Below are 24,538 nucleotides of genomic sequence, written 5' to 3' on the forward strand. Positions count from 1 at the left end.
CCACATATTAGTACCATCTGAACTTAGCAAAGAGGAAGAAAAATCATGGGTAGAATTATCGGTATCGATCTGGGAACCACAAATTCCTGCGTTTCCATCATGGAAAATGGTCAGCCAAAGGTAATCGAAAACGCCGAAGGCGCGCGTACGACGCCATCGATCATTGCTTACCAAGAAGATGGTGAAATTCTCGTCGGCTCGCCGGCCAAGCGCCAGGCAGTGACCAATCCGAAGAACACGCTGTTCGCGGTGAAGCGTCTGATCGGCCGCAAGTTCGACGAAAAAGAAGTGCAGAAGGACATCGGCCTGATGCCTTACACGATCACCAAGGCCGACAACGGCGACGCGTGGATCGGCGTGCGCGACAAGAAACTGGCGCCGCAACAGATTTCGGCCGAAGTGCTGCGCAAAATGAAGAAAACCGCCGAAGACTACCTCGGCGAAGAAGTCACCGAGGCGGTCATCACCGTGCCGGCGTACTTCAACGACTCGCAACGCCAGGCCACCAAGGACGCCGGCCGCATCGCCGGCCTGGACGTCAAGCGCATCATCAACGAGCCGACCGCGGCCGCGCTGGCCTTCGGCCTGGACAAGAACGAAAAGGGCGACCGCAAGATCGCCGTGTATGACCTGGGCGGCGGCACGTTCGACGTCTCGATCATCGAGATCGCCGACGTCGATGGCGAGAAGCAGTTCGAAGTGCTGGCCACCAATGGCGACACCTTCCTCGGCGGCGAAGACTTCGACCAGCGCGTCATCGATTACATCATCGACGAGTTCAAGAAGATCAACGGCCTGGATCTGAAGAAAGATCCGATCGCCCTGCAGCGCATCAAGGCTTCGGCCGAGCGCGCGAAGATCGAACTGTCGTCGTCGCAACAGACCGAAATCAACGAGCCGTACATCGCCATGGCGAACGGCGCGCCGGTCCACCTGACCTTGAAGATGACCCGCGCCAAGCTGGAATCGCTGGTCGAGGAACTGATCAACGCGACCATCGAGCCATGCCGCATGGCGATCAAGGACGCGGGCGTCAAAGTGTCCGACATCGACGACATCATCCTGGTCGGCGGTATGACCCGCATGCCGAAGGTGCAGGAAAAAGTCAAAGAGTTCTTCGGCAAGGATCCACGCAAGGACGTGAATCCGGACGAAGCGGTCGCCGTCGGCGCCGCGATCCAGGGTTCCGTGCTGTCGGGCGAGCGCAAGGACTTGCTGCTGCTCGACGTGACGCCGCTGTCGCTGGGTATCGAAACCCTGGGCGGCGTGATGACCAAGATGATCCACAAGAACACGACGATTCCGACCAAGTTCTCGCAAGTGTTCTCGACGGCCGACGACAACCAGCCTGCCGTGACCATCAAGGTGTATCAGGGCGAGCGCGAAATCGCCGCCGGTAACAAGGGCCTGGGCGAATTCAATCTGGAAGGCATCCCGCCGGCATCGCGCGGCACGCCACAGATCGAAGTGACCTTCGACATCGACGCCAACGGCATTCTGCACGTCGGCGCCAAAGACAAGGCCACCGGCAAAGAGAACAAGATCACGATCAAGGCCAACTCCGGCCTGACCGAAGCGGAAATCCAGAAGATGGTGAAGGACGCCGAAGTCAACGCCGAAGAAGACAAGAAAGTGAAAGAGCTGGCCGAATCGCGCAACCAGGCCGACGCGCTGGTGCACTCGACCCGCAAGTCGCTGACCGAATACGGCGACAAGCTGGAAGCGGGCGAGAAGGAAGCGATCGAAGCGGCGATCACCGAGCTGGAAGGTTCGATCAAGTCGGGCGACAAGGCCGACATCGACGCCAAGGTGGCCGCGCTGTCGACCGCCTCGCAGAAGCTGGGCGAGAAGATGTACGCCGACATGCAGGCGCAGCAGGCTGCGGCCGGCGGCGGCGAAGGTGCCCAGGGTGGTCCGGGCGCGGGCGCCGGCGCCGAACAGGCCAAGCCACAGGACGACGTGGTCGACGCCGACTTCAAAGAAGTCAAAGACAGCAAGTAATTTGTCCGCAAGAGCGCCGCTTCCCCTACGAAGCGGCGAGCGCCGAGCCGTGCGGCCGTGTAAGCGGTGCCGGCTCGGCTTTTTAGCGTAATCAGCACACAGTATAAATACAGCAAGGTCCCGACAAAATGGCAAAGCGTGATTTCTACGAGACACTTGGTGTCGCAAAAAACGCGTCGGAAGACGAGATCAAGAAGTCCTATCGCAAACTGGCGATGAAATACCATCCGGACCGCAATCCGGATAGCAAAGAGTCGGAAGAAAAATTCAAGGAAGTCAAAGAAGCGTACGAGATGCTGACCAATCCGGAAAAGCGCGAGGCGTATGACCGTTACGGTCACGCCGGCGTCGATCCGAACATGGGCGGCGGGGGCGGCTTTGGCGGCGGCGCCGGCGGTTTCGGCGACGCCTTCGGCGACATCTTCGGCGACATCTTCGGTGGTGGCGGCCGTGGCCGCGGCGCCGGCCCGCAGGTCTATCGCGGCGCCGATCTGCGCTACAACCTCGAGATCACGCTGGAGCAGGCGGCGCACGGCTTCGACACGACGATCCGCGTGCCGTCGTGGGACAAGTGCGACACCTGCCACGGATCCGGCGCCAAGCCGGGCACCTCGCCGGTCACCTGCACCACGTGCGCGGGCCACGGCCAGGTGCGCATGCAGCAGGGCTTCTTCAGCATCCAGCAGACCTGCCCGAAGTGCCACGGCACCGGCAAGATCATCCCCGAGCCATGCGCCGCGTGCGCGGGCCAGGGCCGCATCAAGCGTAACAAGACGCTGGAAGTGAAGATACCGGTCGGTATCGACAACGGCATGCGCATCCGCTCGTCCGGCAACGGCGAACCGGGGACCAACGGCGGACCGTCGGGCGATTTGTATGTGGAGATCCACATCAAGCCGCACACGGTGTTCCAGCGCGAGGGCGACGACCTGCATTGCGAGATGCCGATCTCGTTCGCCAAGGCGGCGCTGGGCGGCGAAATCGAAGTGCCGACGCTCTCTGGTAAAGTGTCGTTCACGATCCCCGAAGGCACCCAGTCGGGCAAGACCTTCCGCCTCAAGGGCAAGGGCATCAAGGGCGTGCGTTCCGGCTTCGCGGGCGACTTGTTCTGCCACGTGGCGGTCGAGACCCCGGTCAAGCTGACCGAGAAGCAGAAGGACATGCTGCGCGATTTCGAGAAGCTGACCACCGAGGGCGGCGCCAAGCATAGCCCGCAAAGCAAAACCTGGCGCGACAAGGTGAAGGACTTTTTTGAGTAACCGTTTTGTGTAACCCCGTCGTCACACAGGACGCGTAATATCGGACCGCCGTGCAGCCCATCTTGGGCGGCTCGGCGGTCTTCTTATGTACAAGTACAAGAGGAGCATTCATGAGCGATCAAGACATCAGCAATTCCCCGTTGCGCGGCCTGTTGGAAAACAACCGCAAGTGGGCCGATTCGGTAGTGGCACGCGATGCGGATTTCTTTAACCGCCTCGCCACGCAGGCGGCGCCGGAATATCTGTGGATCGGTTGTTCGGACAGCCGCGTGCCGGCGAACGAGCTGCTGGGCCTTGCCCCGGGCGACGTTTTCGTCCACCGCAATATCGCCAACGTGGTGGTGCACTCGGACCTGAACGCGCTGTCGGTGCTGCAGTTCGCGATCGATGTGCTGAAGGTGAAGCATGTGATCATCGTCGGCCACTACGGCTGCAAGGGCGTGCACGCGGCGATGACGGGCCAGCGTTTCGGCCTGGTCGACAACTGGCTGCGCCATGTGCAGGACGTCAACCAGAAGCATGGCCGCTACATGGGCGATGTGATGCCAAGCCAGGAGCGGTCGAAACGGCTGGTGGAGTTGAATGTGGTGGAGCAGGTCTCCAACGTGTGCCAGACCACGATTTTGCAGGATGCGTGGGATCGCGGCCAGGACGTCACCGTCCATGGTTGGGTCTACGGTATCGAGGATGGCAAGCTGCACGACCTGGGCATGACCGTCACGGCCGCGCATGAATTGGCGCCGCGTTCGGCTGTCAGGCTGGGCAAGTATGAGGATCAGTTGAGCTGATTCGGCTTCAGCGGTATCATTTCTGCCCGCTAAATCGTTGAGTAGGGCACAACCCGCAGCTGTCTTTGAAGACTTACTCGTGCTTTCATTTCTGAGTACTTTGGAGGCAGCTGTCGCGACGATTGATGACGTCGTTTTCGATGGCGTTAGGCGCTCGTCTCTGACGCCTTCTGGAAGCCCCCCAAAAATTGTGCTACCCATGCGTTGCTGAGGCGAGGCTGGAGATAAGCGTACATCCGCAAGCGCACTTGTGACCGTGCAAAGCGACCATTCGTCCACCAACCAGATAAGTCGCCGTGCCCTCGACAATGACATTTACGCCATGTCCCGGCATCGGACATGAAATTTTGTCACCCATGCGTGCGATGCCAATGCCTCCGATACTGTGAGTCGGCGATGCGGTGGTGACGGTACCACCATGAGACGTCATATCCCCCAACCGAACAATGGGCAGCGCCATGCTAGTTCCTATCTCAGGAGTGTTTGCGTTTAATTTCGACTCAGGCATTCGATGATAATTCGGTTTCAAGCTTTGTTAGGCGTGTAAAAACCTTTAGTTTTTCCGCGATGCTATCGCTTCGTAATTCTCCGATCAACTTTCTATAGTTCGTCTGATCAGCTTCGGTACGTGCGGAACGTTAAGCGCGTTTAGCAACCTGCGTGCCGCTCTTGCCACCTCGTCACTGTCGGTTTCGATTAAGATAACTTGTTTAAGAAAGCTAACCGATTCTATGGTCGGAGGTGTTCGACCAATGGCATCTATCACCAATGGTCTCAGGTAATCGACGTAATCCGAGTGATCTTCAATCATATGTTTTTGATAGGAAAGATCGCTGGTGTGATCGAGTAACTCTTCCTGAAGCATGTACGCGCGTGCATATCCGTCGCCACGCATCTTTTTCTTCCTGCTTAAGTGGCTTCTGTCTAAACGTAAAGAAAAAGCCATGTGCGTGAGAGGAAATTGTAATTTTTACGTGGAAAGTTTTTCGAGTTGTTTGAACGCATTTTCCTTGGTCCGTAGGTCTTCATTATGCAGATTTCTGTATATGCTCAAATACTCTTTCTTACCCACCGATTCTTCGCTCACGCCATAGCATTCTAAAAGTTTGTCCACGGCATGTATCCGCGCAAGTTGCTCTGTTTCTACCCGAATCATTGCTTGGAGGCAGGATTTAAGTTCAGGGGTGAGCTTGCTCGCGGGCACGTAGTAGGCTGCTTTTTCTCTTAATCTTTCGTCTGGATCAGCCATAAACCGAATGAAAATCTGAATCAGACTCTCGTCGTTTTCTATACGAGAAAGATTCCAGGCGGCGGCAATCTGTGCATCACCATTTAACACGCCCATCGCCATTAGTCGCTTAATCGACTCACCAGCACGATTACGGTCGGCTCTAAAAAGGCCATGAACGCTTTCTTCAGTCCCTCCTTTCTCCACAAGTTTTAACAGGTAATCAAATGCCATCTCTCTTTCCTCATGGGTCATGTCAGTGAAATAACTTTCACTCAGTCCGTCCAAGCGTTCCTTATTCTGCATCGAAAAGAAGTCTAAAAATCGTTGATATGCATTCATGGTTTCGGTCTTTGATCAAATTTTAGTAGCTGTTCAATGTACCCTTGGGAAAGTACATTCGTTGTTGAACTGCCATCTACGACATGCACCTTGATTTCACTTATCTGTCCCATTTTTTGAAGATAGGTTAAGGTGGGTTTTTCTTGAGTATGCCAGATGGTCGTCGGGTCCCATAGCTTAGCCGGAGTCTGTACAAGATTTACTTGCCCAGTCACTGCTTCGGCATATTTTTTCGAAACGTTTTCCCATAAATCGCTTGTCCACGGTGGTGGGCCTTTATCGGCGTTCCATGCGAATTTGCTGTTCACCTCTGGCCAATTATCAATTATCCGGCCGCCCGGCGTGGTTTCCAAAGTTACCCCGCCAATCTTCTCTGCAAATGTTCTCGCCGCGTCTGGGTGGCCAGTAAGCTTTGCCTGATAAGACGTGCCTGACCAGAACACTGCACCATCTTTTGGCGATGATACGTCTAGCCTTTTTATCACCTCATCCCAGTTATCGCCCGGATTTTTGGGCAGGTGCGGCTCCAATATGTCGCGAGCTTCCTTAATTTTTGCTGCGGCGAGCGCCGTGTCGCCACTTTTTTCCGCTTCCTTTGCTTCGTTCGATAATTGTGTGACCCGCTCGAGATCGGCCGCCGCCGTCGCATCAGCTGCGGCTTGCTTCTTCGTGTTGGCTCCATCGTCAGGAGGCTTGCCCGGATGAGGGCTGTCTTTTAACGGTGGATCCGGAACTGGCTTTGGAGTTCCCTTTGGTTTGGGTGCGGGCTTGGTGGTTGGCTTTAGCGTAGCGCCTGCCGCAGGCGCTTCATCCTCTACTTTCGCCAGTACTTTTCCCGGCGTGTCCCTAACCCGCTGCTTTGCCGGGACCGCCGCCACCGTTTTGTCGGCCTGGACGCCAGCGGACACCGTGTGCGCTTCCTTGGGCGCGGCCTGTGCCAACACCTTTCCCAACCGCGCGTCGAGTTCGACCAGCGCTTTGGGGATTTGTTTCAGCCCGTCCTGCTGTACTGCGTAAAACTTCTTCTCCCACTCGACAAGTTTGGCAATGGCGGCCTTGACGCTATCGAAGTACTTCAGGCTTTCCAAGTGCACACGCAGCGACTTGACGATTTCCAGCAGCTTACCGCTGATCTTGCGCAGCGCCTGAAGCAGGGCCTTTTCGTACTGCGCAAATTTAACTGCGCGCAAAAACTTTAAGATGTCACCCTTGATGAACTTTTGCAGGAAGCGCACCAGTTCCACCAGCTCGGACGCCTCCTTGATCAACAACAGCATGACCGCACGCAGCGCCGCACCCAACTCCGAGCCGGCGATGCCGCCGACAATAGCGCCAACGCCGGCCGCCCCGAAACCGCCGGCAGCCATCGCCAGTGGCAACGCGATGACGATAAGACAGGCGCACAACAACACCCACTCCATCAAGTCTTCCCGCTTCTCCGGATGGTTGGCCAACCGTAGAATGACCGCGACCGCGTCGCGGGCGCTGGTGACGATGACCACGCCAGGCAGAAAGCTCACCAACATATCGGCCATGACGGCCGATAGCGGACGATTGTCGACGAACTCGCCGAAGAACACGGATTTGAGCCAATCCATTCCGCCGACGATCTGCTCCCAGGCGTCGTCCAGAATACCGTTTTCGTCTGGCCGCTTGGTCATACCTGACCCTCTTTTTTCGCGCCGCGCGGCGTCCAGTTCAGTAGCTCATGGATGTCGTCATCCAATTCGGTACTGACGGTGGAGCTTGCCTGCAAAGGCTTGTAGTCATATTCAATCTTTGCGCCGGCGCCCGGTGGCACGTCGCTGATCCGGGCGACACCCAGCGCGTCGAGGATGCCCTTGCGTACGCTGCCATCGCTTAATGTCGCCTTGTAGGCGGCACCGGCCAACGGCGCTCCCCAGTCGGTGAGATGGCGGAACTCCACGTCGGTCTTTTGCAGTTCGGATTTGGGCACGTGCGGCATCAAGTAGGACTTGTTCGTCGGCCCCGGCATCGTATGCATCGATGCCTGCGCGGTCCAGGTGCCAGGCGTTCCGTTAGTGATGCCGGATGCGTTGATTTTGATGAACGAGCCGCCTGCGGAAATCGTAACCTCTTCTTTGGCGTGGATTTCGATACGCGATGTCGTCGACAAAAGGCGCACCACCTTTTCCGCAATAAGATCGAGGTCGTCGCTTTGCGCCTGGACCTCGACTTTGCCCTTGGCGGCAAAGAGTTTGATGCCGGCGTTGTAGGCGAATAGACTAATTTTTTCGGCAATGCTGGCGAGTAGGCTTTTGCCCGTCGCGACATTGATATCCGTGCCCGATGACAGCGTCACTTCGGCGCCCGCGTGCACATGCGTGCCTTTGGTGCTAGCTAGGCCGATGCCTGCGGCCGACGCCGCCACAAGGATCGGCTCCTTAAAGCGGTTGGCGCCGCCTTGGCCGTCGCCTTCGTACCGTTCCTGGGTGGCGTCGATGAATTGATTGAGCGCGTCCTGGCCGAGCAGCGCTTCGGCGCCCGCCTTCGATGCTGTGTCAGACAGGTTTTTTGTCAGCGACGCGGCCGCTTTCAGTTGCGTGGTCGCTTCGGTCGCATCGAGTTGCGTGCCTTGCGGTCCCGCTCGGCCAAAGGTACTCAGGTACAGTCCCTTTTGCGTGACGACCGCCCCGAAATCATCGGTGCTGAGCGCAAACCCCGATCCATAGAAGGCGCCGCGCGTATTGCCTTGCTGGCTGACGAGGTAGCCAAGGGTCAGTTGCGCATGGGCGCTGGTGCTATAGAGATGAACCCTGTTTTGCTTGGTGGTGTCGTCAAGCACCAGTTGATTAAAACCACTGCCTTTGTACTCCTTGGACTTGTAGCCCGAGAGCCTGCCGTCCGTGCGCCATTGCGGGGCCTGCTCCTCGTTGTACAAACGTCCCGAGATCACGGGACGGTCCGCATCGCCATTGAGGAAGGTGACAATGACTTCCTGCCCCACGCGCGGGACATTGACACCTCCCCAGCCTTGACCGGCGTTGGGATAGCTGACGCGCACCCAGCACGAAGCGCGCTCGTCGCCGGGATTTTGCCGGTCCCAGCGAAACTGGACTTTAACGCGGTTGAGATGATCGGTATAAATCTCTTCATTCGCCGGTCCGACGACTATCGCGGTCTGCGGATGCAAAACGGGCTTGGTGTGCTCGAAGGGGCTACGGAAGGGAACCTTGCGGCGTTGGACTTCCATGCGGTTGAAACAATGACCCGTGTGCTCGCGCGCCATGTCTCGCCCCATGGATGCCTTAGCCGCGTTCAGTTGCGCCAACAGGCTGCCGGGAAAGTTCGCGAGTGTGTCCGACAGCGGTAGATTATTTTCGATACACCATTCCACCGCAATCACCAGGAACTGGCGGTCCTCCGGCGCATCGGCTTGATGCACCCGATGGTCTTCAAAGGTGAAGTAGCGACCGACTGGCAGCGAGCGCACACCCGAAACGGCGAAGTACCGTTTCATGCACGATTCCCATTGCTCGACCCTTAAGCGTGCCAGCTTGTCGCCGTGTTCCTGTCTCGAATAGCTATAAGCGCCGGCGTATTCATAGATTTCCAACTGCGCAGGCAGATCGCCATGCTCTGCACGCACGACGGTATTGCTTTGCTTTGATACGCTCGGCGCCTTGTAATCGTCCGTTGTGATGGTCAGTTGATTGGCCGCCATACCGCGATCCGCGCGCCAATGCGTGATCTTGTTTAATTCGTCTTCCGTATCCCCAGAGTGGAAGTGAATTTCTTCCTGGGCGATAGGCTTTAGTTCAAAGGCGCTGTCGGTGATCACCAGAACGTGCCCGGAGCCGTCGGGCAGTTGCTCGTGATAGCTGTACCAGCCTTCTTCTTCCATCAACCGTTGGGCAAAATGCCAGTCTGTATCGCATTGCGTGCAATACGACCGCCGCCGCGCGGGCTCCCGCACGTCAAAGCGGAAATTCCCTTGCGCCTGCGGATGGACGTTAAATACGTCGCGCAATATGTCGTCGGCGGTTTTGTCTTGCCAGATCCGTGCGTCTTTCCGATATTTAAGGAAGTGCAGCCATGGCGCGAAGGCCAGCTGGTAAAACGTGAGCTGGCCGTCGCTGCCCAGGCGCTTCATGGTATGCACGTAGCCATGGACGGGCAAATAGTTCCGATCCTGCTGCCGCACCCATAGTGTGACGGGTTGCGCAATGAGCTTTTTGAGTTCGATATCGTGGACGACCGAAAGGCAATCGAGCCAGTATTCGTAGCCTCGCGCCAGCCGGTCATCGGCGAGCACGCGTTGCGGTATAAGCACGTTTTCGCCAAGTGGCGTGGTTAATTTGACGAGGCGGTCGTGCTGTTCAACGAGTACTTGATCCGGCGACGGGAGGGTATTCAAATCGGCCATGGTGGACGGCTACCTTGTGTTGATCAACGCAGCGCAAAATGGCGTGAGAGGAAGCACCGCGCGCTGATAGATTGGCAAGTACGACCGCCGCACGGTGAACAACGTTATCCAAAGCGGGGGTGATCATTGATTCTGCCCACTGCGCCATAGTGCTGTCTATCGCTGTGTCCATCCTTCTTGCGGTCAGTCAAATGGGGGAGGACCGCATGTCTAAGCAGTAATCCGCATATGGATATCGGATAAAGTTCGTTTTGTTTATATGGCGTGCGGCATAGACTAGGCGACTACTTATCGAATGGGCGTGTGCCATGTCTGCCGTTCTCCAATCCGCTTTCGACATCGAATTGTTCGACGCGCCGCTCGGCGCCGAGATACTCGGCCTGGACCTGACCCGTCCGCTGTCGCCGCGCCAGTTCCAGCGCATCCACAAAGCCCATCTCGACCACCACCTGCTGGTGTTCCGCGACCAGCGCATCACGCCGCAGCAGCAGGTCGATTTCAGCCGCCGTTTCGGGCCGCTGCAGATTCATGTACTGCGCAACTTCCAGCTGCCGTCCCACCCGGAGGTGCTGATCATCTCCAACATCATCGAGGGCGGCCAGCCGATCGGCCTGGGCGACGCCGGCCACTTCTGGCATTCCGACCTGTCGTACAAGGAGAAGCCCAGCCTCGGCTCGCTGCTGCACGCGCAGGAGCTGCCGGCGGAGGGCGGCGATACGCTGTTCGCCAATATGCATCTGGCGTGGGACACCTTGCCCGCCGCGCTGCGCCACGCGGTGCAGGACGCGCGCGCCGAACATAGCTATCTGGCGCAGTACGAGGAACTGCGCCGCCGCAGCCCCTTCCGCCCGGCGCTGACGCAGGCGCAGATCGACGAGGTCAAACCGGTGACGCATCCGGTGGTGCGCACGCATCCCGAAACCGGCCGCAAGGCCTTGTTCGTCAGCGAGCATTTCACCACGCGCATCGTCGGTATCCCCGACGACGAAAGCCGCGCGCTGCTGGCCGAGTTGTTCGCGCACAGCGTGCTGCCGGCGCATATCTATCGCCACAAGTGGGCGCCGCACGATCTGGTCTTCTGGGACAACCGCTCGCTGATGCACCTTGCCGGCGGCACGCCGGAGCATCTGCGCCGCAAGCTCTATCGCACCACCATCGAGGGCGACGCGCCTTTCTGAGATCTTCAAATAGCCTAAGGAATCCGATGTCCAGACTTACTCCCCGCGCCCTCGCAGCCGCAATCGCATCCACCCTTGTCCTGAGCCTTGCCGCCACCTCCAGCGCGCGGGCCGAGGGCACGCTCCGCATCGCCCAGCAGTTCGGCGTGGTCTACCTGCTGCTCAACGTCGCGCAGGACCAGCAGTTGATCGAGAAGGAAGGCAAGAAGCACGGCGTCGACGTCAAGGTCGAGTGGAAGCAGCTGTCCGGTGGCGCCGCCGTCAACGACGCGCTGCTGTCCGGCGCGGTCGATATCGCCGGCGCCGGCGTCGGCCCGCTGCTGACGATCTGGGACCGCACCGCCGGCCGGCAGAATGTCAAAGGCGTGGCCTCGCTGGGCAGCTTCCCGTACTACCTGGTCAGCACCAATCCCAAGGTGAAGACGATCGCCGACCTGACCGAGAAGGATCGCATCGGCCTGCCGGCGGTGACGGTGTCGGTGCAGGCGCGCATCCTGCAGTACGCGGCGGCCAAGCAGTGGGGCGACAAGGAATTCGCGCGGCTCGATAAATTCACCCAGACCTTGCCGCACCCGGATGCGGCGGCCGCCGTCATCGCCGGCGGCACTGAGATCAACGGCCACTTCGGCAATCCGCCGTACCAGGACCAGGAACTGGCCGGCAATCCGAACGCCCACATCATCCTCAACTCGTACGATGTGCTGGGCGGTCCGAGTTCGGCCACCGTGTTGTACGCGACCGAGAAATTCCGCGCCGAGAATCCGAAGACTTATCGCGCGTTCACCGGCGCGCTGGCCGAGGCGGCGAAGTACGCGAGCGCCAATCCGGAAGGCGCGGCCGATGCCTACATCCGCGTCTCGAAGAGCAAGGTCGATCGCGATCTGCTGCTGAAGATCTTCAAGAACCCCGAAGTGCGCTTCAGCGTCGAGCCGCAAAATACGCTCGGCCTGGCGCAGTTCCTGCACCGCGTGGGCGCCATCAAGAAGAAGCCCGCCAGCTGGCGCGACTACTTCTTCGACGATCCGGTCATCACGAAAGGCGGGTGAGATCATGGCCTTCCAGGTGGTTCGTCCCAACACCGGCATCGCGCCGTTGCTGATTGCCGATGGCGTGAGCCTGGAATACGGCGCCACGCGCGCCACGCACGACGTCAGCTTCAACGTCTATCGTGGCGACCGGTTCGTGCTGCTCGGGCCTTCGGGCTGCGGCAAGTCCTCGCTGCTGAAGGCGGCGGCGGGTTTCATCAAGCCGGCCGCCGGCAGCATCAGCATCGACGGCAGGACGATCGACGGACCGGGGCCGGACCGCATCGTCGTGTTCCAGGAGTTCGACCAGCTGCCGCCCTGGAAGACGGTCAAGGAAAACGTCATGTTCCCGCTGCTGATGACCAAGCGCCTGAATCGCCATCACGCCGAGGAGCGCGCGCGGCACTGGATCGCCAAGGTGGGACTGGGTGGCTTCGAGGACGCGCATCCGCACACGCTGTCCGGCGGCATGAAGCAGCGGGTGGCGATCGCGCGCGCGCTGGCCATGCAGCCGGAGATACTGCTGATGGACGAACCCTTTGCCGCGCTGGACGCGCTCACGCGCCGTAATATGCAGGAGGAGCTGGGACGGCTGTGGGAAGAGCTGCGTTTCACGCTGCTGTTCGTCACCCATTCGATCGAGGAGGCGCTGGTGGTGGGCAACCGCATACTGCTGCTGTCGCCGCACCCGGGGCAGGTCAGGGCGGAATTGAACAGCCACCAGTTTGGCCTGGACAGCGCCGGCGGCGCCGACTTCCAGGCGGCGACGCAGCGCATCCACGGGTTACTTTTCGGCGCCCCGGCGCAGGCTCACCCCGCCCCGGTGCCGGCCTCCGTGCCCGCCGCCGCCGGCGCACCGCTTGAGAGGAGCCGCGTGTCATGAGCCTCGTCCTCGATCCGCCGGTGCGTCAGGAGTATGTCTACGCCACCAACACCGCCGCGCCGCGCGCGGTCGACATCCCGCTGCCGCTGGTCCGGCGCGCGTGGCAACAGGCATGGCTGCGTAAGAGCTTTATTCTGATCCTGTTGGCGGTGCTGTGGGAAGGCGTGGCCCGCTGGCAGAACAACGACCTGCTGTTGCCGGGCTTCGTGCAAACGGCGCAAGCCTTCGTCAGCGGCGTCGCCAGCGGCGAACTACTCGACCGCGTGCGCATCTCGCTGGCCGTTCTGCTGCAAGGCTATGTGGCCGGCATCGTCGCCGCCTTCGCGCTGACGGCGCTGGCCGCGTCCACGCGTGTCGGCCGCGACCTGCTGGAGACGCTGACGTCGATGTTCAACCCGCTGCCGGCGATCGCGCTGCTGCCATTGGCGCTGCTGTGGTTCGGCCTGGGCAAGGGTAGCTTGATCTTCGTGATTGTGCATGCGGTCCTGTGGCCGCTGGCGCTGGGCGCCTACGCCGGTTTCCAGAGCGTGCCCGAGACGCTGCGCATGGCCGGCCGCAATTACGGCCTGAGTGGCCTGCGGCTGGTGCTGCACATTTTGGTGCCGGCCGCGCTGCCGTCGATCCTGTCGGGACTCAAGATCGGCTGGGCGTTCGCGTGGCGCACGCTGATCGCCGCCGAGCTGGTGTTCGGCACCACCGGCGGGCAGGGCGGGCTTGGATGGTACATTTTTCAGAACCGCAATGAGCTCTACACCGACAAGGTGTTCGCCGGGCTGGCCGCCGTGATCCTCATCGGACTGCTGGTGGAAAACGTGGTATTCCGACCACTCGAAAGCGTCACCGTCAAGCGCTGGGGCATGCAACGATAATTTGAGGGCTGGCAGGATTCGGCCTTTGTGCCTTAGAATCTGCCCATGCACATCAAAATTATCGGTTTGTTATGACCATGCGTAATTTACGTATCGTGGTTGTCAACGCCATCATCCACGCCGGCGACGAGGATGACGAGTCGTTGCGCGCCCAGGTCGAACGGGCCAGGGTGCTGCGTATCGGCCTGCTGGAAGCGGGCTACGACATCGTCGCCTCGCTGCCGCCGGACATGTACCTGCCCGAGCGGATCGCCCAGCTGCAGCCCGATATGATCATCGTCGACGCCGAATCGGACGCCCGCGACGTCCTCGAACACATCGTCATCGCCACCCGCGACGAGCGCCGCCCCATCGTCATGTTCACCGAAAGCGCCGACACCGAGAGCATGGATGCGGCCATGGCGGCCGGCGTGTCGGCCTATATCGTGGCCGGCCTGCAGGGCGACCGCATCAAGCCGGTGCTGCAGGTGGCGCTGGCGCGCTTCAAGCGCGAGCAAAAGCTGCTCGAGGAGCTGTCCGACACCAAGAGCAAACTGGCCGAGCGCAAGGTCATCGAGCGCGCCAAGGGCTTGCTGATGGAGCGCCAGCGCTTCACCGAGGAGCAGGCCTACCAAAAGCTGCGCGGTATGGCGATGAGCAAGAACCTCAAGCTCTCCGAGGTGGCCCAGCGCATCCTCGACGTCGAAGACCTGCTAGGTTAATACTTTATTTTAGTCCCCCGTCCAAAATGATGCGAGGCGCACCGCCGGTGCGCTTTTTTCGCCGCGCGCCAGTCATTTAGCGGTGCGCGGGCCGATCGCGCTTTCGTTTCCTCCCTCTGTAAACACCGCTGGCACGGACATTGCATAGTCCGTAGGCAAGCGCAATGATGCGCCGATGAGCCTTGCCAACGGCGGTGGGGCACACCAGACAACGACGTCTACCGAACATGAATGCGTTCATGCGGGGTAGGCGTTTTTTTTGTCCGAACGGTTTTACTGTCTACAGAGGGATAGTCATGAACGATAAGAAGCTACCAGCAGATTCCGCCTTGCCACCGGCCGCCAGCGACGTTAATGTTTCGCGCAGAGCGGCAATTCAAAAAGTGATTCATGGTGCGGGTTTAGTAGCGGGAGGAAGTATGTTGGGTTTATCGACGGGTGGCGTGTGGGCGGCGGGTTCGGACAAACCGGAAAAGGAAGAAATCAAGATCGGCTTTATTCCACTGACCGATTGCGCGTCGGTGGTCATGGCCTCGGTCCTGGGCTTCGACAAAAAGTACGGCGTCAAATTCGTGCTCAGTAAAGAGGCCTCGTGGGCCGGCGTGCGCGACAAGCTGGCCAACGGCGACCTCGATGCGGCCCATGTGCTGTATGGCCTGCTGTACGGCGTCCAGATGGGCATCGGCGGCCAGAAGAAGGACATGGCGGTGCTCATGGGCCTCAATAACAACGGCCAGGCGATCACGCTGTCGAAGAAGCTGGCCGACAAGGGCGCCGTCGATGGCGCCTCGCTGGCGAAGCTGATGAACTCCGAAAAGCGCGAGTACACCTTCGCCCAGACCTTCCCGACCGGCACCCACGCGATGTGGTTGTACTACTGGCTGGCCGCCAACGGCATCAACCCGATGAAGGACGCCAAGGTCATCACCGTGCCGCCGCCGCAGATGGTGGCCAATATGCGGGTCGGTAACATGGACGGCTTCTGCGTGGGCGAGCCATGGGGCCACCGCGCCATCATGGACGGCATCGGCATCACCGCCACCACCACCCAGGACATCTGGAAGGACCACCCGGAGAAGGTTCTCGGCTCGACGCTGGAATTCGCCAAGAAGAACCCGAACACCTGCCGCGCGATGATGGCCGCCATCCTGGAGGCGAGCAAATGGATCGACGCCTCGCTGGCCAACAAGAACAAGATGGCCGAGGTCATTGCCGACAAATCCTATGTCAACACCAGCAAGGATGCGATCGACCAGCGCATCCTGGGCCGCTACCAGAATGGCCTGGGCAAGACCTGGGACGACCAGAATCACATGAAGTTCTACAACGACGGCCTGGTGAACTATCCGTTCCTGTCGGACGGCATGTGGTTCATGACGCAGCACCGCCGCTGGGGCCTGCTGAAGGACGATCCTAACTACCTGGCCGTGGCCGCCTCGGTCAACCAGATCGATTTGTACAAGGACGCGGCGACCATGACCAAGACGCCGATTCCGAAAAGCCCGCTGCGGACATCGAAGCTGATGGACGGCTCGGTGTGGGACGGCAAAGACCCGAAAGCCTTCGCCGCCTCGTTCAAGATCAAAGCCTGATGTCCCTACCCAGATAGAGGAACGCCATGAACGCCATGCTCAAACCCGATAGCGCCGCCCCGGTAGCGGCGGCACTCGACACCAAACCGGCCCGCCGTCCACGCCGCCCGCTCGCCGCCAATTCGACGGCGCGGGTGCGCAAGCAGGTCTCCGCCACCGCCCTGAAGATCGTCGCCCCGTTGCTGGGCGCCGCGCTGCTGGTGCTGGTGTGGCAGCTCATCACCGTAAAGAACACCTCCTTCCCGACGCCGCTGGTGACCTTGCAGGAAGCGATCAAGCTGTTCTCCGATCCGTTCTACCGCAACAGCATGAACGACCAGGGCATCGGCTGGAACCTGCTGGCGTCGTTGCAGCGGGTGGCGATCGGCTTCGGCCTGGCCGCCGTGGTGGGCATCCCGCTGGGCTTCCTGATCGGCCGCGTGCAGTTCATCGGCAATATGTTCAGCCCCATTATCAGCTTGCTCAAGCCGGTGTCTCCGCTGGCGTGGCTGCCGATCGGCCTGCTGGTGTTCCAGTCGGCCAATCCGGCCGCGATCTGGTCGATCTTCATCTGCTCGATCTGGCCGATGATCATCAACACCGCCGTCGGCGTGCAGCGCGTGCCGCAGGATTACATGAACGTGGCGCGCGTGCTCAATCTGTCGGAGTGGAAGGTGCTGACCAAGATCCTGCTGCCATCGGCGCTGCCGTACATCCTGACCGGCGTGCGCCTGTCGATCGGCACCGCGTGGCTGGTCATCGTCGCGGCGGAAATGCTGACCGGCGGCGTGGGCATCGGCTTCTGGGTCTGGGACGAGTGGAACAACCTGAACGTCCCGCACATCATCATCGCGATCGTGGCGATCGGTTTTGTCGGTCTGCTGCTGGAGCAGGCGCTGATGGCGCTGGCCCGCGCCTTCACCTACGAACAAGTATCCAACTAAGGAGCACTGTCATGGACGATCCAAAATTCATCGATGTCGAAGGCGTGGAAATGGTCTTCCACACCAAAAAAGGTGTGTTCCACGCGCTGCGTGAAATCGATCTGACGGTGCGCAAGGGCGAATTCATCACCCTGATCGGGCACTCGGGCTGCGGCAAATCGACCTTGCTCAATCTGATCGCCGGGCTGCTGAAACCAACCGACGGCGTGCTGCTGTGCGCCAACCGCGAGATCGCCGGGCCGTCGCCGGAGCGCTCGGTGGTGTTCCAGAACCACTCGCTGCTGCCTTGGCTGACCTGTTACGAAAATGTCCACCTGGGCGTCGAGCGGGTGTTCGGCAAGGCCGAATCGAAGGCGCAGCTGCGCGAGCGCACCATGCAGGCGCTGTCGCTGGTGGGCCTGACGGCCGCTGAGACCAAGCGTCCGCACGAGATCTCGGGCGGGATGAAGCAGCGCGTCGGCATCGCCCGGGCGCTGGCGATGGAGCCGAAAGTGCTGCTGATGGACGAACCGTTCGGCGCCCTCGACGCGCTCACCCGCGCCCACCTGCAGGACGAACTGCTCAAGATCGTCGCCGCCACCAAATCCACCGTGGTGATGGTCACGCACGATGTCGACGAGGCGGTGCTGCTGTCTGACCGCATCGTCATGATGACCAACGGCCCGGCCGCCACCATCGGCGAGATCGTCGATGTACAGCTCGAGCGTCCGCGCGACCGCGTCGCGCTGGCGCAGGACGCGCGCTACACCGAGTACCGCACGGCCGTGTTGGAGTTCTTATACCGGAAACAGGCGCATCCCGCGAAGGAAGCGGCGTAATGGACCTGTCCACGGGCACGCTGCCGCCTCCCGGCGCCGCCCCCAAGGCGCTGACCGGCGAGGTATTCAGCGCCTTGATCAACCTCTCGGGGCGGCGCCGCTTCACCTCGCAGCGCATCGTGCTGTACGCGCTGCTGGCGTCGCAGGGGCAGGAGGAGGGCGCGGCAACCGCGCGGGAGGCGCTGGCGCTGTTCCGGGGCGCCCACAAGTCGCTGTTGAGCGAGGCGGACGGCCTGCCGGGCGTATTTTGTCCGGAGCTGCGCGAAGCCTACTTCGGCAAAATGGACGGCGACCGCCAGATCGTCGCCTTCGCCGACCTGGGCGAGCGCACGCTGAACGCGATCGCGCGCGGTTCGGCGCAGGCGGCGGAGCTGCTGGAGGAGCTGGTGCGTATCACAACGCCAACGTTGGGAATCCTGAACCAGATCACCGGCATCTACGAGGAGCAGGCCAAGCAGAACGCGCGCCTGGTGCGCAAGCAGCTGCGCGGCGTGATCACCGATATCGAGACGATCAACCGCCAGGCGCGGATGGTGGCCTTCAACGCCCGCATCGTCGCCGCGCGCGCCGGCGCGGCCGGCAAGGAGTTCTCGGTGGTGGCGGGCGTGCTGTCCAGCATCAGCGGCGAAATCGACGAAATGGTGGCCGCCGCCCTGGCCGCCGCCGGCTAACACCCGGGGTCAAGTCTGGCATTCGGACACAAGCTGGACCGTATCGCGGCTTTACGGACGAGCTCCTGTCCGAATGCCAGACTTGACCCCCCGCTTGGCCACCGCTTGGATGTGATGGATGCAACGCACCGCCATCGCGCACCGTCAGCGTGCGCCATGCACCGCAACATCGCACCGCGACAAGCTTGTAATTTCTTTACTGAAACTTCACAAACACGTTCTCCCTCTGTAGCGCCAATATCCGGACCATTGGCACGCCTCTTGCATTAGTTGAAGCAGGGGATCAACGGCGATCCCTCCCAAATACATACGGCCGGTCCAAAGAAGGACCGGCAGGACAACGGCGTCCGCCTGACCTGGTTTAGAACACCTTGGTTGAGCGGGCGCCTTTTTGTTTTCTGAACGGGATAAAAAATGGCCAGCAAAGCTACCAGCATCAAGCTCTTCTCGATCTCAACGCCGCAGATGCGGGCGTTCCACCTGACCTGGATGGCGTTCTTCGTCTGCTTCTTCGCATGGTTCGCCTGCGCGCCGCTGATGCCTGTCATTAAAGGCGAATTCGGTCTGAGCGTCGCGCAGATCGCCAACATCAACATCGCCGCCGTCGCCATCACGATCCTGGTGCGCCTGATCGTCGGCCCGCTGTGCGACCACTTCGGCCCGCGCAAGGCCTATACCGGCCTGCTGCTGCTCGGCTCCATCCCGGTGATCGGCGTGGCCTTCGCCCAGAGCTACGAGAGCTTCCTGTTCTTCCGCCTGGGGATCGGCGCGGCCGGCGCCAGCTTCGTCATCACGCAGTACCACACCTCGGTGATGTTCGCGCCTAAAGTGGTCGGCACCGCCAACGCGGCCGCCGCCGGCTGGGGCAATGCCGGCGGTGGCGTCGCGCAGGCTGTCATGCCGCTCTTGATGACGGCGATGGTCATGCTGGGCGTCTCCGAGACCTTCGGCTGGCGCGCCGCGCTGATCGTGCCGGGCGTCCTGATGATCATCATGGCCGGCGTCTACTACCGCTACACCCAGGACTGCCCGCAAGGTAATTACAGCGAGCTGCGCGCCGCCGGCATCCCGATCGAAGGCGGCAAGAAGGGCGGCTGGGAGAGCTTCAAGCTGGCCGCCGCCAACTACCGCGTATGGCTGCTGTTCATCACCTACGGCGCCTGCTTCGGCATCGAGATCTTCATCCACAACATCGCCGCGATCTACTACGTCGATCACTTCAAACTGACCCTGGGCCAGGCCGGCATGGCCGCCGGCAGCTTCGGTTTGCTGGCGCTGTTCGCCCGCGCATTGGGCGGCTGGGCCTCGGACAAATTCGCCGCCAAGGGCAACCTGAATAACCGCGTCACACTGCTGTTCGTGCTGATGCTCGGCGAAGGCGCCGGCCTGCTGATGTTCGCCCACGCCGGCACCGCCGCGCTGGCGATCGGCGCGATGCTGATCTTCGGCCTGTTCACCCACATGGCTTGCGGCGCGACCTACGCCGTGGTGCCGTTCGTCGACAAGCGCGCCCTGGGCGGCGTGGCCGGCATCATCGGCGCCGGCGGCAACGTCGGCGCGGTGGCCGCGGGCTTCCTGATGAAGGGCCTGGGCGACACGCAGCAGACCTTGAGCATCCTGGGCATCGTCGTCGCCGCGACCGCGCTGTGCGCGCTGGCCGCCCGCTTCGGCACCTCCGCCATCGAAGAATCCGTCTCCGCTACCAAACTGGCAGCTTAAGCTTAAAGGAACCTATCATGAAAATCATCGTTATCGGCCACGGCATGGTCGGCCACAAATTCCTGGAAAGCCTGGCCGCCAGCGGCAAGACCAACCTGCAGGTGACGGTGCTGTGCGAGGAAGTGCGTCCCGCGTACGACCGCGTGCACCTGTCGGAATTCTTCTCTGGTAAAACCGCCGAAGACCTGTCGCTGGTGAAGCCCGGTTTCTTCGAACGCGACGACATGGTGCTGCGCCTGAACACCCGCGCCACCGCCATCGACACCGCCGCCAAGACCGTCACCACCGGCGACGGCGACGTGCTCCCGTACGACAAGCTGGTGATCGCCACCGGTTCCTATCCGTTCGTGCCGCCGCTGCCGGGCAAGGAGCGCAAGGATTGCTTCGTCTACCGCACCATCGAGGATCTGGAAGCGATGATGGAATGCGGCCAGCGCTCCAAGACCGGCGTCGTCATCGGCGGCGGCCTGCTGGGCCTCGAATGCGCCAAGGCGCTGCGCGACCTGAAGCTGGAAACCCACGTGGTCGAATTCTCGCCGCGCCTGATGGCGGTGCAGGTGGACGATGGCGGCGCGCGCGTTCTGCGCCGTAAAATCGAAGAGCTGGGCGTGACCGTCCATACCGGCAAAAACACCACCGCCATCGTCGACGGCGTCGATGGCACCCACCGCATGGAGTTCGCCGACGGCGGCCATCTGGACGCCGACATGATCGTCTTCTCGGCCGGTATCCGCCCGCGCGACATGCTGGCGCGCGAATCCGGCCTGACCGTCGGCCCGCGCGGCGGCATCGAAATCAACAACAACTGCGTCACCTCCAACCCGGACGTCTACGCCATCGGCGAATGCGCGCTGTGGGGCGGCTTGATCTTCGGCCTGGTGGCGCCGGGCTACGAGATGGCGCGCGTCGCGGCCAAGCACATGCTGGGCGAGGCGGGCGAATTCGCCGGCGCCGACATGAGCACCAAGCTGAAATTGATGGGCGTGGACGTGGCCAGTATCGGCGACCCGCACGGCAACATCGCCGGCAGCCGCTCGTACCAGTTCACCGACGAGCGCAAACAGATCTACAAGAAGATCGTCGTTTCCGACTGCGGTAAATACCTGCAAGGCGCGGTGATGGTCGGCGACGCCGCCGAATACGGCACGCTGCTGCAGATGATGCTGAATAAAATCGAACTGCCGGAATCGCCGGAGTTCCTGATCCTGCCGCAGTCGGACGGCGCCGCCAAGCCTGGCCTGGGCGTGGACGCTTTGCCGGAAGGCGCGCAAATCTGCTCCTGCAACGACGTCTCCAAGGGCGCGCTGTGCGCGGCGGTGGCCGCCGGCGCCTGCACCATCGGCGATCTGAAAAGCTGCACCAACGCCGGCACCTCGTGCGGCGGCTGCGTGCCGCTGGTGACGCAGGTGATGAAGGCCGAGATGAAAAAGCTCGGCATGGCGGTCAACAACCACGTGTGCGAACACTTCGCCTATTCGCGCCAGGAGATGTTCCATCTGATCAAAGTCGGCCAGATCAAGTCCTTCGACGACCTGCTGGCGAAGCACGGCAAGGGCCTCGGTTGCGACGTGTGCAAACCGCTGGCCGCCAGCATCCTGGCGTCGGTGTGGAACGACTTCGTGCTGAAGAAGGAACATGCCAGCCTGCAGGACACCAACGACTACTTCCTCGGTAATATCCAGAAGGACGGCACCTACTCGGTCGTTCCACGCATGCCGGGCGGCGAGGTGACGGCCGACGGTCTGATCGCGGTCGGCATGGTCGCCAAGAAGTACCAGCTGTACACCAAGATCACCGGCGGCGCCCGCGTCGACCTGTTCGGCGCCCGCGTCGAGCAGCTGCCGCTGATCTGGGAAGAACTGATCGCCGCCGGCTTCGAATCCGGCCACGCCTACGGCAAGTCGCTGCGCACGGTCAAATCCTGCGTCGGCTCGACCTGGTGCCGTTATGGCGTCGACGATTCGATCGGCCTGGCCATCGAACTGGAAAACCGCTACAAGGGCCTGCGCACGCCGCACAAGATCAAGTTCGGCGTGTCCGGCTGCACCCGCGAGTGCGCCGAGGCGCAGGGCAAGGACGTCGGCATCATCGCCACCGAAAAAGGCTGGAACCTCTACGTGTGCGGCAACGGCGGCATGAAGCCGCGCCACGCCGAATTGCTGGCGACGGACCTGGACAAGGCCACGCTGGTGCAGTACATCGACCGCTTCCTGATGTTCTACACCCGCACCGGCGACCGTCTGCAGCGCACCAGCACCTGGCGCGAGAACCTGGAAGGCGGCCTCGATTACCTGAAGCAGGTCGTCGTGCAGGACAAGCTGGGCATCGCCGCCGACCTGGAAGCGGACATGCAGCACGTCGTCAACACCTACGCGTGCGAGTGGAAGGAAGCCGTCGAGAATCCGGAGACGCGCAAGCGCTTCCGCACCTTCGTCAACAGCGAGAAGGGCGACGACAACGTCGTCTTCATGGAGGAACGCGGCCAGATTCGTCCGGCCACCGTGGAAGAACGCAAACGCGTGATTCCGATCGCCGTCAGCGCGGCTTGAGGAGAATACAAATGCATCGCGATATTCAAACTGATAACTGGATCGCCGTCTGCAACCTGGACGACATCGTGCCCAACACTGGAGTGTGCGCACTGCTGAACAACGCGCAGATCGCCGTCTTCCACGTCAACGACGGCGGCCCGCGCGTGTTCGCCATCGATAACTACGATCCGAACTCGGAAGCCGCAGTGCTGTCGCGCGGCCTGGTGGGCAGCCTGGGCGAACGCATCGTGGTCGCTTCGCCGATCTACAAGCAGCACTTCGACCTGCAAACCGGCGAATGCCTGGAAGCGCCGGCCAACTCGGTCGGCACTTATCCGGCACGCGTGGCAGACGGCAAAGTCTGGGTAGGCCTATGAAATCCCCGGAGCGCGTGGAATCGAAGCCTGCGCTGGTCGTCATCGGCAACGGCATGGCCGGCATGCGCACGGTCGAGGAGCTGCACAAACTCGATCCGGACATGTACGACATCACCGTGTTCGGCGCCGAGCCGCATGGTAACTACAATCGCATCCTGCTGTCGCCGGTGCTGGCCGGCGAGAAGACGATGGACGACATCATGCTCAACACGCGTGAGTGGTACGTCCAGCATGGCATCACGCTGCACGCCGGCGATCCGGTCGAGCATATCGACCGCCGCAATCGCATCGTGCGCGCGCGCTCCGGCCTGGAAGTGCGTTACGACCGCCTGCTGATCGCCACCGGCTCCAAGCCGTTCATCATTCCCGTACCGGGCCACCAGCTTCCCGGTGTATTGGCCTTCCGCGATATCCAGGATGTGGAATCGATGCTGGAGGCGGCGCGCAACCACAAGCACGCGGTGGTCATCGGCGGCGGCCTGCTGGGACTCGAAGCGGCCAACGGCCTGCAACGCCAGGGCATGTCCGTCACCGTGGTCCACGTGACCGACGCGCTGATGAACCAGCAGCTCGACAAGCCCGCCGCGCAACTGCTGCAAAAGGCGCTGGAGGACAAGGGCCTGAAATTCAGATTGAACGCGCAGACCGCCGAAATCGTCGGCACCGATCGCGCCACCGCCGTGCGCTTCAAGGATGGCAGCGAGATCCCGGCCGATCTTGTGGTGATGACCGCCGGCGTGCGCCCGAACATCGAGCTGGCCAAGGCGGCCGGCTTGCACTGCGACCGCGCCATCATCGTCGACGACACCTTGCAAACCTACGATCCGCGCATCTACGCGGTCGGCGAGTGCGTGCAGCACCGCAGCGCGACGTTCGGCCTGGTGGCGCCGATCTGGGACCAGGCGCGCGTTTGCGGCGCCCACCTGGCCGGCGCCGGCGTGCGCCGCTACGTGCAGCAAACTTCGCCCACACGCCTGAAGGTCACCGGTGTAGACTTGTACTCGGTCGGCGATTTCGTCGGCGGCGAGGGCTCCGAGGACCTGGTGCTGCGCGATGCGCGGCGCGGCGTCTACAAGCGGCTGGTGTTGAAGAACAACCGCGTCACCGGCGCCGTGCTGTATGGCGACGTCAAGGACGGCCCTTGGTATTTCGGCCTGATCCAGAACAACACCGACATCACCTCGATCCGGCAAACCCTGTTATTCGGCGAGGCGCTCAGCGCCAGGGCCGCGTGATTCAATAGTCT

20 protein-coding genes are annotated in these 24,538 nt (G+C 61.4%); 16 read left to right on the forward strand and 4 right to left on the reverse strand.

The window, feature by feature from the left end; translation table 11 throughout:
• Window positions 1-45: 45 nt before the first annotated feature.
• From dnaK to can, 3 genes are all read left to right on the forward strand, one after another.
• Window positions 46-2,001, forward strand: a complete 1,956-nt coding sequence (gene dnaK, locus BMX85_RS24900; RefSeq protein ID WP_090325224.1) for a molecular chaperone DnaK — start codon at window positions 46-48, stop codon at window positions 1,999-2,001.
• A 128-nt stretch (window positions 2,002-2,129) separates the two neighbouring features.
• Window positions 2,130-3,260: a molecular chaperone DnaJ gene (dnaJ, locus tag BMX85_RS24905; RefSeq protein WP_090325230.1), complete on the forward strand. Its 1,131-nt coding sequence runs from the start codon at window positions 2,130-2,132 to the stop codon at window positions 3,258-3,260.
• Window positions 3,261-3,370: 110 nt separating this feature from the next.
• Window positions 3,371-4,048: a carbonate dehydratase gene (gene can / locus BMX85_RS24910; protein ID WP_090325232.1), complete on the forward strand. Its 678-nt coding sequence runs from the start codon at window positions 3,371-3,373 to the stop codon at window positions 4,046-4,048.
• A 193-nt stretch (window positions 4,049-4,241) separates the two neighbouring features.
• Here the strand turns inward: can and BMX85_RS24915 are convergent, their stop codons facing one another.
• The 4 genes from BMX85_RS24915 to BMX85_RS24930 all read right to left on the reverse strand — a co-directional run bounded on the left by BMX85_RS24915 (window position 4,242) and on the right by BMX85_RS24930 (window position 10,005).
• Window positions 4,242-4,556, reverse strand: coding sequence for a PAAR domain-containing protein (locus BMX85_RS24915; protein ID WP_307174233.1), 315 nt, complete (start codon window positions 4,554-4,556; stop codon window positions 4,242-4,244).
• A gap of 462 nt (window positions 4,557-5,018) precedes the next feature.
• Window positions 5,019-5,618, reverse strand: coding sequence for a HEAT repeat domain-containing protein (locus BMX85_RS24920; protein ID WP_090325236.1), 600 nt, complete (start codon window positions 5,616-5,618; stop codon window positions 5,019-5,021).
• Window positions 5,615-7,279, reverse strand: a complete 1,665-nt coding sequence (locus tag BMX85_RS24925) for a hypothetical protein (RefSeq protein ID WP_090325238.1) — start codon at window positions 7,277-7,279, stop codon at window positions 5,615-5,617. Before BMX85_RS24925 ends, BMX85_RS24920 begins: the two co-directional genes overlap by 4 nt.
• Window positions 7,276-10,005, reverse strand: a complete 2,730-nt coding sequence (locus BMX85_RS24930) for a type VI secretion system Vgr family protein (protein ID WP_090325239.1) — start codon at window positions 10,003-10,005, stop codon at window positions 7,276-7,278. The genes BMX85_RS24925 and BMX85_RS24930 overlap by 4 nt, the downstream gene beginning before the upstream one ends.
• Before the next feature lie 308 nt (window positions 10,006-10,313).
• Here BMX85_RS24930 and BMX85_RS24935 point away from each other — a divergent pair, with 308 nt between their 5' ends.
• The 13 genes from BMX85_RS24935 (at window position 10,314) to BMX85_RS24995 (ending at window position 24,527) form a co-directional block, all read left to right on the forward strand.
• Window positions 10,314-11,183, forward strand: a complete 870-nt coding sequence (locus BMX85_RS24935; protein WP_090325241.1) for a TauD/TfdA dioxygenase family protein — start codon at window positions 10,314-10,316, stop codon at window positions 11,181-11,183.
• 26 nt (window positions 11,184-11,209) lie between these two features.
• Window positions 11,210-12,229 carry an ABC transporter substrate-binding protein gene (locus tag BMX85_RS24940; protein ID WP_090325242.1) on the forward strand — a complete coding sequence of 340 codons (1,020 nt, stop codon included), beginning with the start codon at window positions 11,210-11,212 and terminating at the stop codon, window positions 12,227-12,229.
• Between the two features lie 4 nt (window positions 12,230-12,233).
• Window positions 12,234-13,091: an ABC transporter ATP-binding protein gene (locus BMX85_RS24945; protein ID WP_090325243.1), complete on the forward strand. Its 858-nt coding sequence runs from the start codon at window positions 12,234-12,236 to the stop codon at window positions 13,089-13,091.
• Window positions 13,088-13,960: an ABC transporter permease gene (locus tag BMX85_RS24950; RefSeq protein WP_090325244.1), complete on the forward strand. Its 873-nt coding sequence runs from the start codon at window positions 13,088-13,090 to the stop codon at window positions 13,958-13,960. The genes BMX85_RS24945 and BMX85_RS24950 overlap by 4 nt, the downstream gene beginning before the upstream one ends.
• Before the next feature lie 77 nt (window positions 13,961-14,037).
• Entirely contained in the window at window positions 14,038-14,661 is a 624-nt protein-coding gene (locus BMX85_RS24955) for an ANTAR domain-containing response regulator (RefSeq protein ID WP_090325445.1), read from the forward strand.
• 419 nt (window positions 14,662-15,080) lie between these two features.
• Window positions 15,081-16,253 carry a CmpA/NrtA family ABC transporter substrate-binding protein gene (locus BMX85_RS24960; protein WP_090325247.1) on the forward strand — a complete coding sequence of 391 codons (1,173 nt, stop codon included), beginning with the start codon at window positions 15,081-15,083 and terminating at the stop codon, window positions 16,251-16,253.
• Between the two features lie 26 nt (window positions 16,254-16,279).
• Complete coding sequence (ntrB, locus tag BMX85_RS24965) at window positions 16,280-17,176, forward strand: nitrate ABC transporter permease (RefSeq protein WP_090325249.1); 897 nt, start codon at window positions 16,280-16,282, stop codon at window positions 17,174-17,176.
• A gap of 11 nt (window positions 17,177-17,187) precedes the next feature.
• The gene (locus BMX85_RS24970; RefSeq protein ID WP_090325251.1) at window positions 17,188-17,994 is read left to right on the forward strand and encodes an ABC transporter ATP-binding protein; all 807 of its coding nucleotides are present in this window, start codon (window positions 17,188-17,190) and stop codon (window positions 17,992-17,994) included.
• A complete protein-coding gene (locus BMX85_RS24975) occupies window positions 17,994-18,665 on the forward strand; it encodes a methyl-accepting chemotaxis protein (protein WP_090325253.1) in 672 nt (223 codons plus the stop codon). The genes BMX85_RS24970 and BMX85_RS24975 overlap by 1 nt, the downstream gene beginning before the upstream one ends.
• 414 nt (window positions 18,666-19,079) lie before the next feature.
• Window positions 19,080-20,384 carry an MFS transporter gene (locus tag BMX85_RS24980; RefSeq protein WP_090325256.1) on the forward strand — a complete coding sequence of 435 codons (1,305 nt, stop codon included), beginning with the start codon at window positions 19,080-19,082 and terminating at the stop codon, window positions 20,382-20,384.
• Window positions 20,385-20,401: 17 nt separating this feature from the next.
• Window positions 20,402-22,933 (forward strand): nitrite reductase large subunit NirB, encoded by a 2,532-nt coding sequence (nirB, locus tag BMX85_RS24985; RefSeq protein WP_090325258.1) that lies wholly within the window; start codon window positions 20,402-20,404, stop codon window positions 22,931-22,933.
• Between the two features lie 11 nt (window positions 22,934-22,944).
• Window positions 22,945-23,292 carry a nitrite reductase small subunit NirD gene (nirD, locus tag BMX85_RS24990; RefSeq protein WP_090325260.1) on the forward strand — a complete coding sequence of 116 codons (348 nt, stop codon included), beginning with the start codon at window positions 22,945-22,947 and terminating at the stop codon, window positions 23,290-23,292.
• Window positions 23,289-24,527 (forward strand): NAD(P)/FAD-dependent oxidoreductase, encoded by a 1,239-nt coding sequence (locus BMX85_RS24995; RefSeq protein WP_090325262.1) that lies wholly within the window; start codon window positions 23,289-23,291, stop codon window positions 24,525-24,527. The genes nirD and BMX85_RS24995 overlap by 4 nt, the downstream gene beginning before the upstream one ends.
• Window positions 24,528-24,538 lie beyond the last annotated feature (11 nt).

The sequence above is a fragment of the Duganella sp. CF517 genome (assembly GCF_900110275.1).
GTDB lineage: Bacteria > Pseudomonadota > Gammaproteobacteria > Burkholderiales > Burkholderiaceae_D > Rugamonas.

Bases quoted from the DNA above. Each gene is read 5' to 3' on its own strand.
- BMX85_RS24970 (WP_090325251.1), top strand. From the start codon at position 17,188: ATGGACGATCCAAAATTCATCGATGTCGAAGGCGTGGAAATGGTCTTC.
- BMX85_RS24915 (WP_307174233.1), bottom strand. From the start codon at position 4,556: ATGCCTGAGTCGAAATTAAACGCAAACACTCCTGAGATAGGAACTAGC.
- BMX85_RS24960 (WP_090325247.1), top strand. From the start codon at position 15,081: ATGTTGGGTTTATCGACGGGTGGCGTGTGGGCGGCGGGTTCGGACAAA.
- BMX85_RS24975 (WP_090325253.1), top strand. From the start codon at position 17,994: ATGGACCTGTCCACGGGCACGCTGCCGCCTCCCGGCGCCGCCCCCAAG.
- BMX85_RS24940 (WP_090325242.1), top strand. From the start codon at position 11,210: ATGTCCAGACTTACTCCCCGCGCCCTCGCAGCCGCAATCGCATCCACC.
- BMX85_RS24925 (WP_090325238.1), bottom strand. From the start codon at position 7,279: ATGACCAAGCGGCCAGACGAAAACGGTATTCTGGACGACGCCTGGGAG.
- BMX85_RS24995 (WP_090325262.1), top strand. From the start codon at position 23,289: ATGAAATCCCCGGAGCGCGTGGAATCGAAGCCTGCGCTGGTCGTCATC.
- dnaJ (WP_090325230.1), top strand. From the start codon at position 2,130: ATGGCAAAGCGTGATTTCTACGAGACACTTGGTGTCGCAAAAAACGCG.
- BMX85_RS24950 (WP_090325244.1), top strand. From the start codon at position 13,088: ATGAGCCTCGTCCTCGATCCGCCGGTGCGTCAGGAGTATGTCTACGCC.
- ntrB (WP_090325249.1), top strand. From the start codon at position 16,280: ATGAACGCCATGCTCAAACCCGATAGCGCCGCCCCGGTAGCGGCGGCA.
- nirB (WP_090325258.1), top strand. From the start codon at position 20,402: ATGAAAATCATCGTTATCGGCCACGGCATGGTCGGCCACAAATTCCTG.
- BMX85_RS24980 (WP_090325256.1), top strand. From the start codon at position 19,080: ATGGCCAGCAAAGCTACCAGCATCAAGCTCTTCTCGATCTCAACGCCG.
- can (WP_090325232.1), top strand. From the start codon at position 3,371: ATGAGCGATCAAGACATCAGCAATTCCCCGTTGCGCGGCCTGTTGGAA.
- BMX85_RS24930 (WP_090325239.1), bottom strand. From the start codon at position 10,005: ATGGCCGATTTGAATACCCTCCCGTCGCCGGATCAAGTACTCGTTGAA.
- dnaK (WP_090325224.1), top strand. From the start codon at position 46: ATGGGTAGAATTATCGGTATCGATCTGGGAACCACAAATTCCTGCGTT.
- BMX85_RS24935 (WP_090325241.1), top strand. From the start codon at position 10,314: ATGTCTGCCGTTCTCCAATCCGCTTTCGACATCGAATTGTTCGACGCG.
- nirD (WP_090325260.1), top strand. From the start codon at position 22,945: ATGCATCGCGATATTCAAACTGATAACTGGATCGCCGTCTGCAACCTG.
- BMX85_RS24945 (WP_090325243.1), top strand. From the start codon at position 12,234: ATGGCCTTCCAGGTGGTTCGTCCCAACACCGGCATCGCGCCGTTGCTG.
- BMX85_RS24920 (WP_090325236.1), bottom strand. From the start codon at position 5,618: ATGAATGCATATCAACGATTTTTAGACTTCTTTTCGATGCAGAATAAG.
- BMX85_RS24955 (WP_090325445.1), top strand. From the start codon at position 14,038: ATGCGTAATTTACGTATCGTGGTTGTCAACGCCATCATCCACGCCGGC.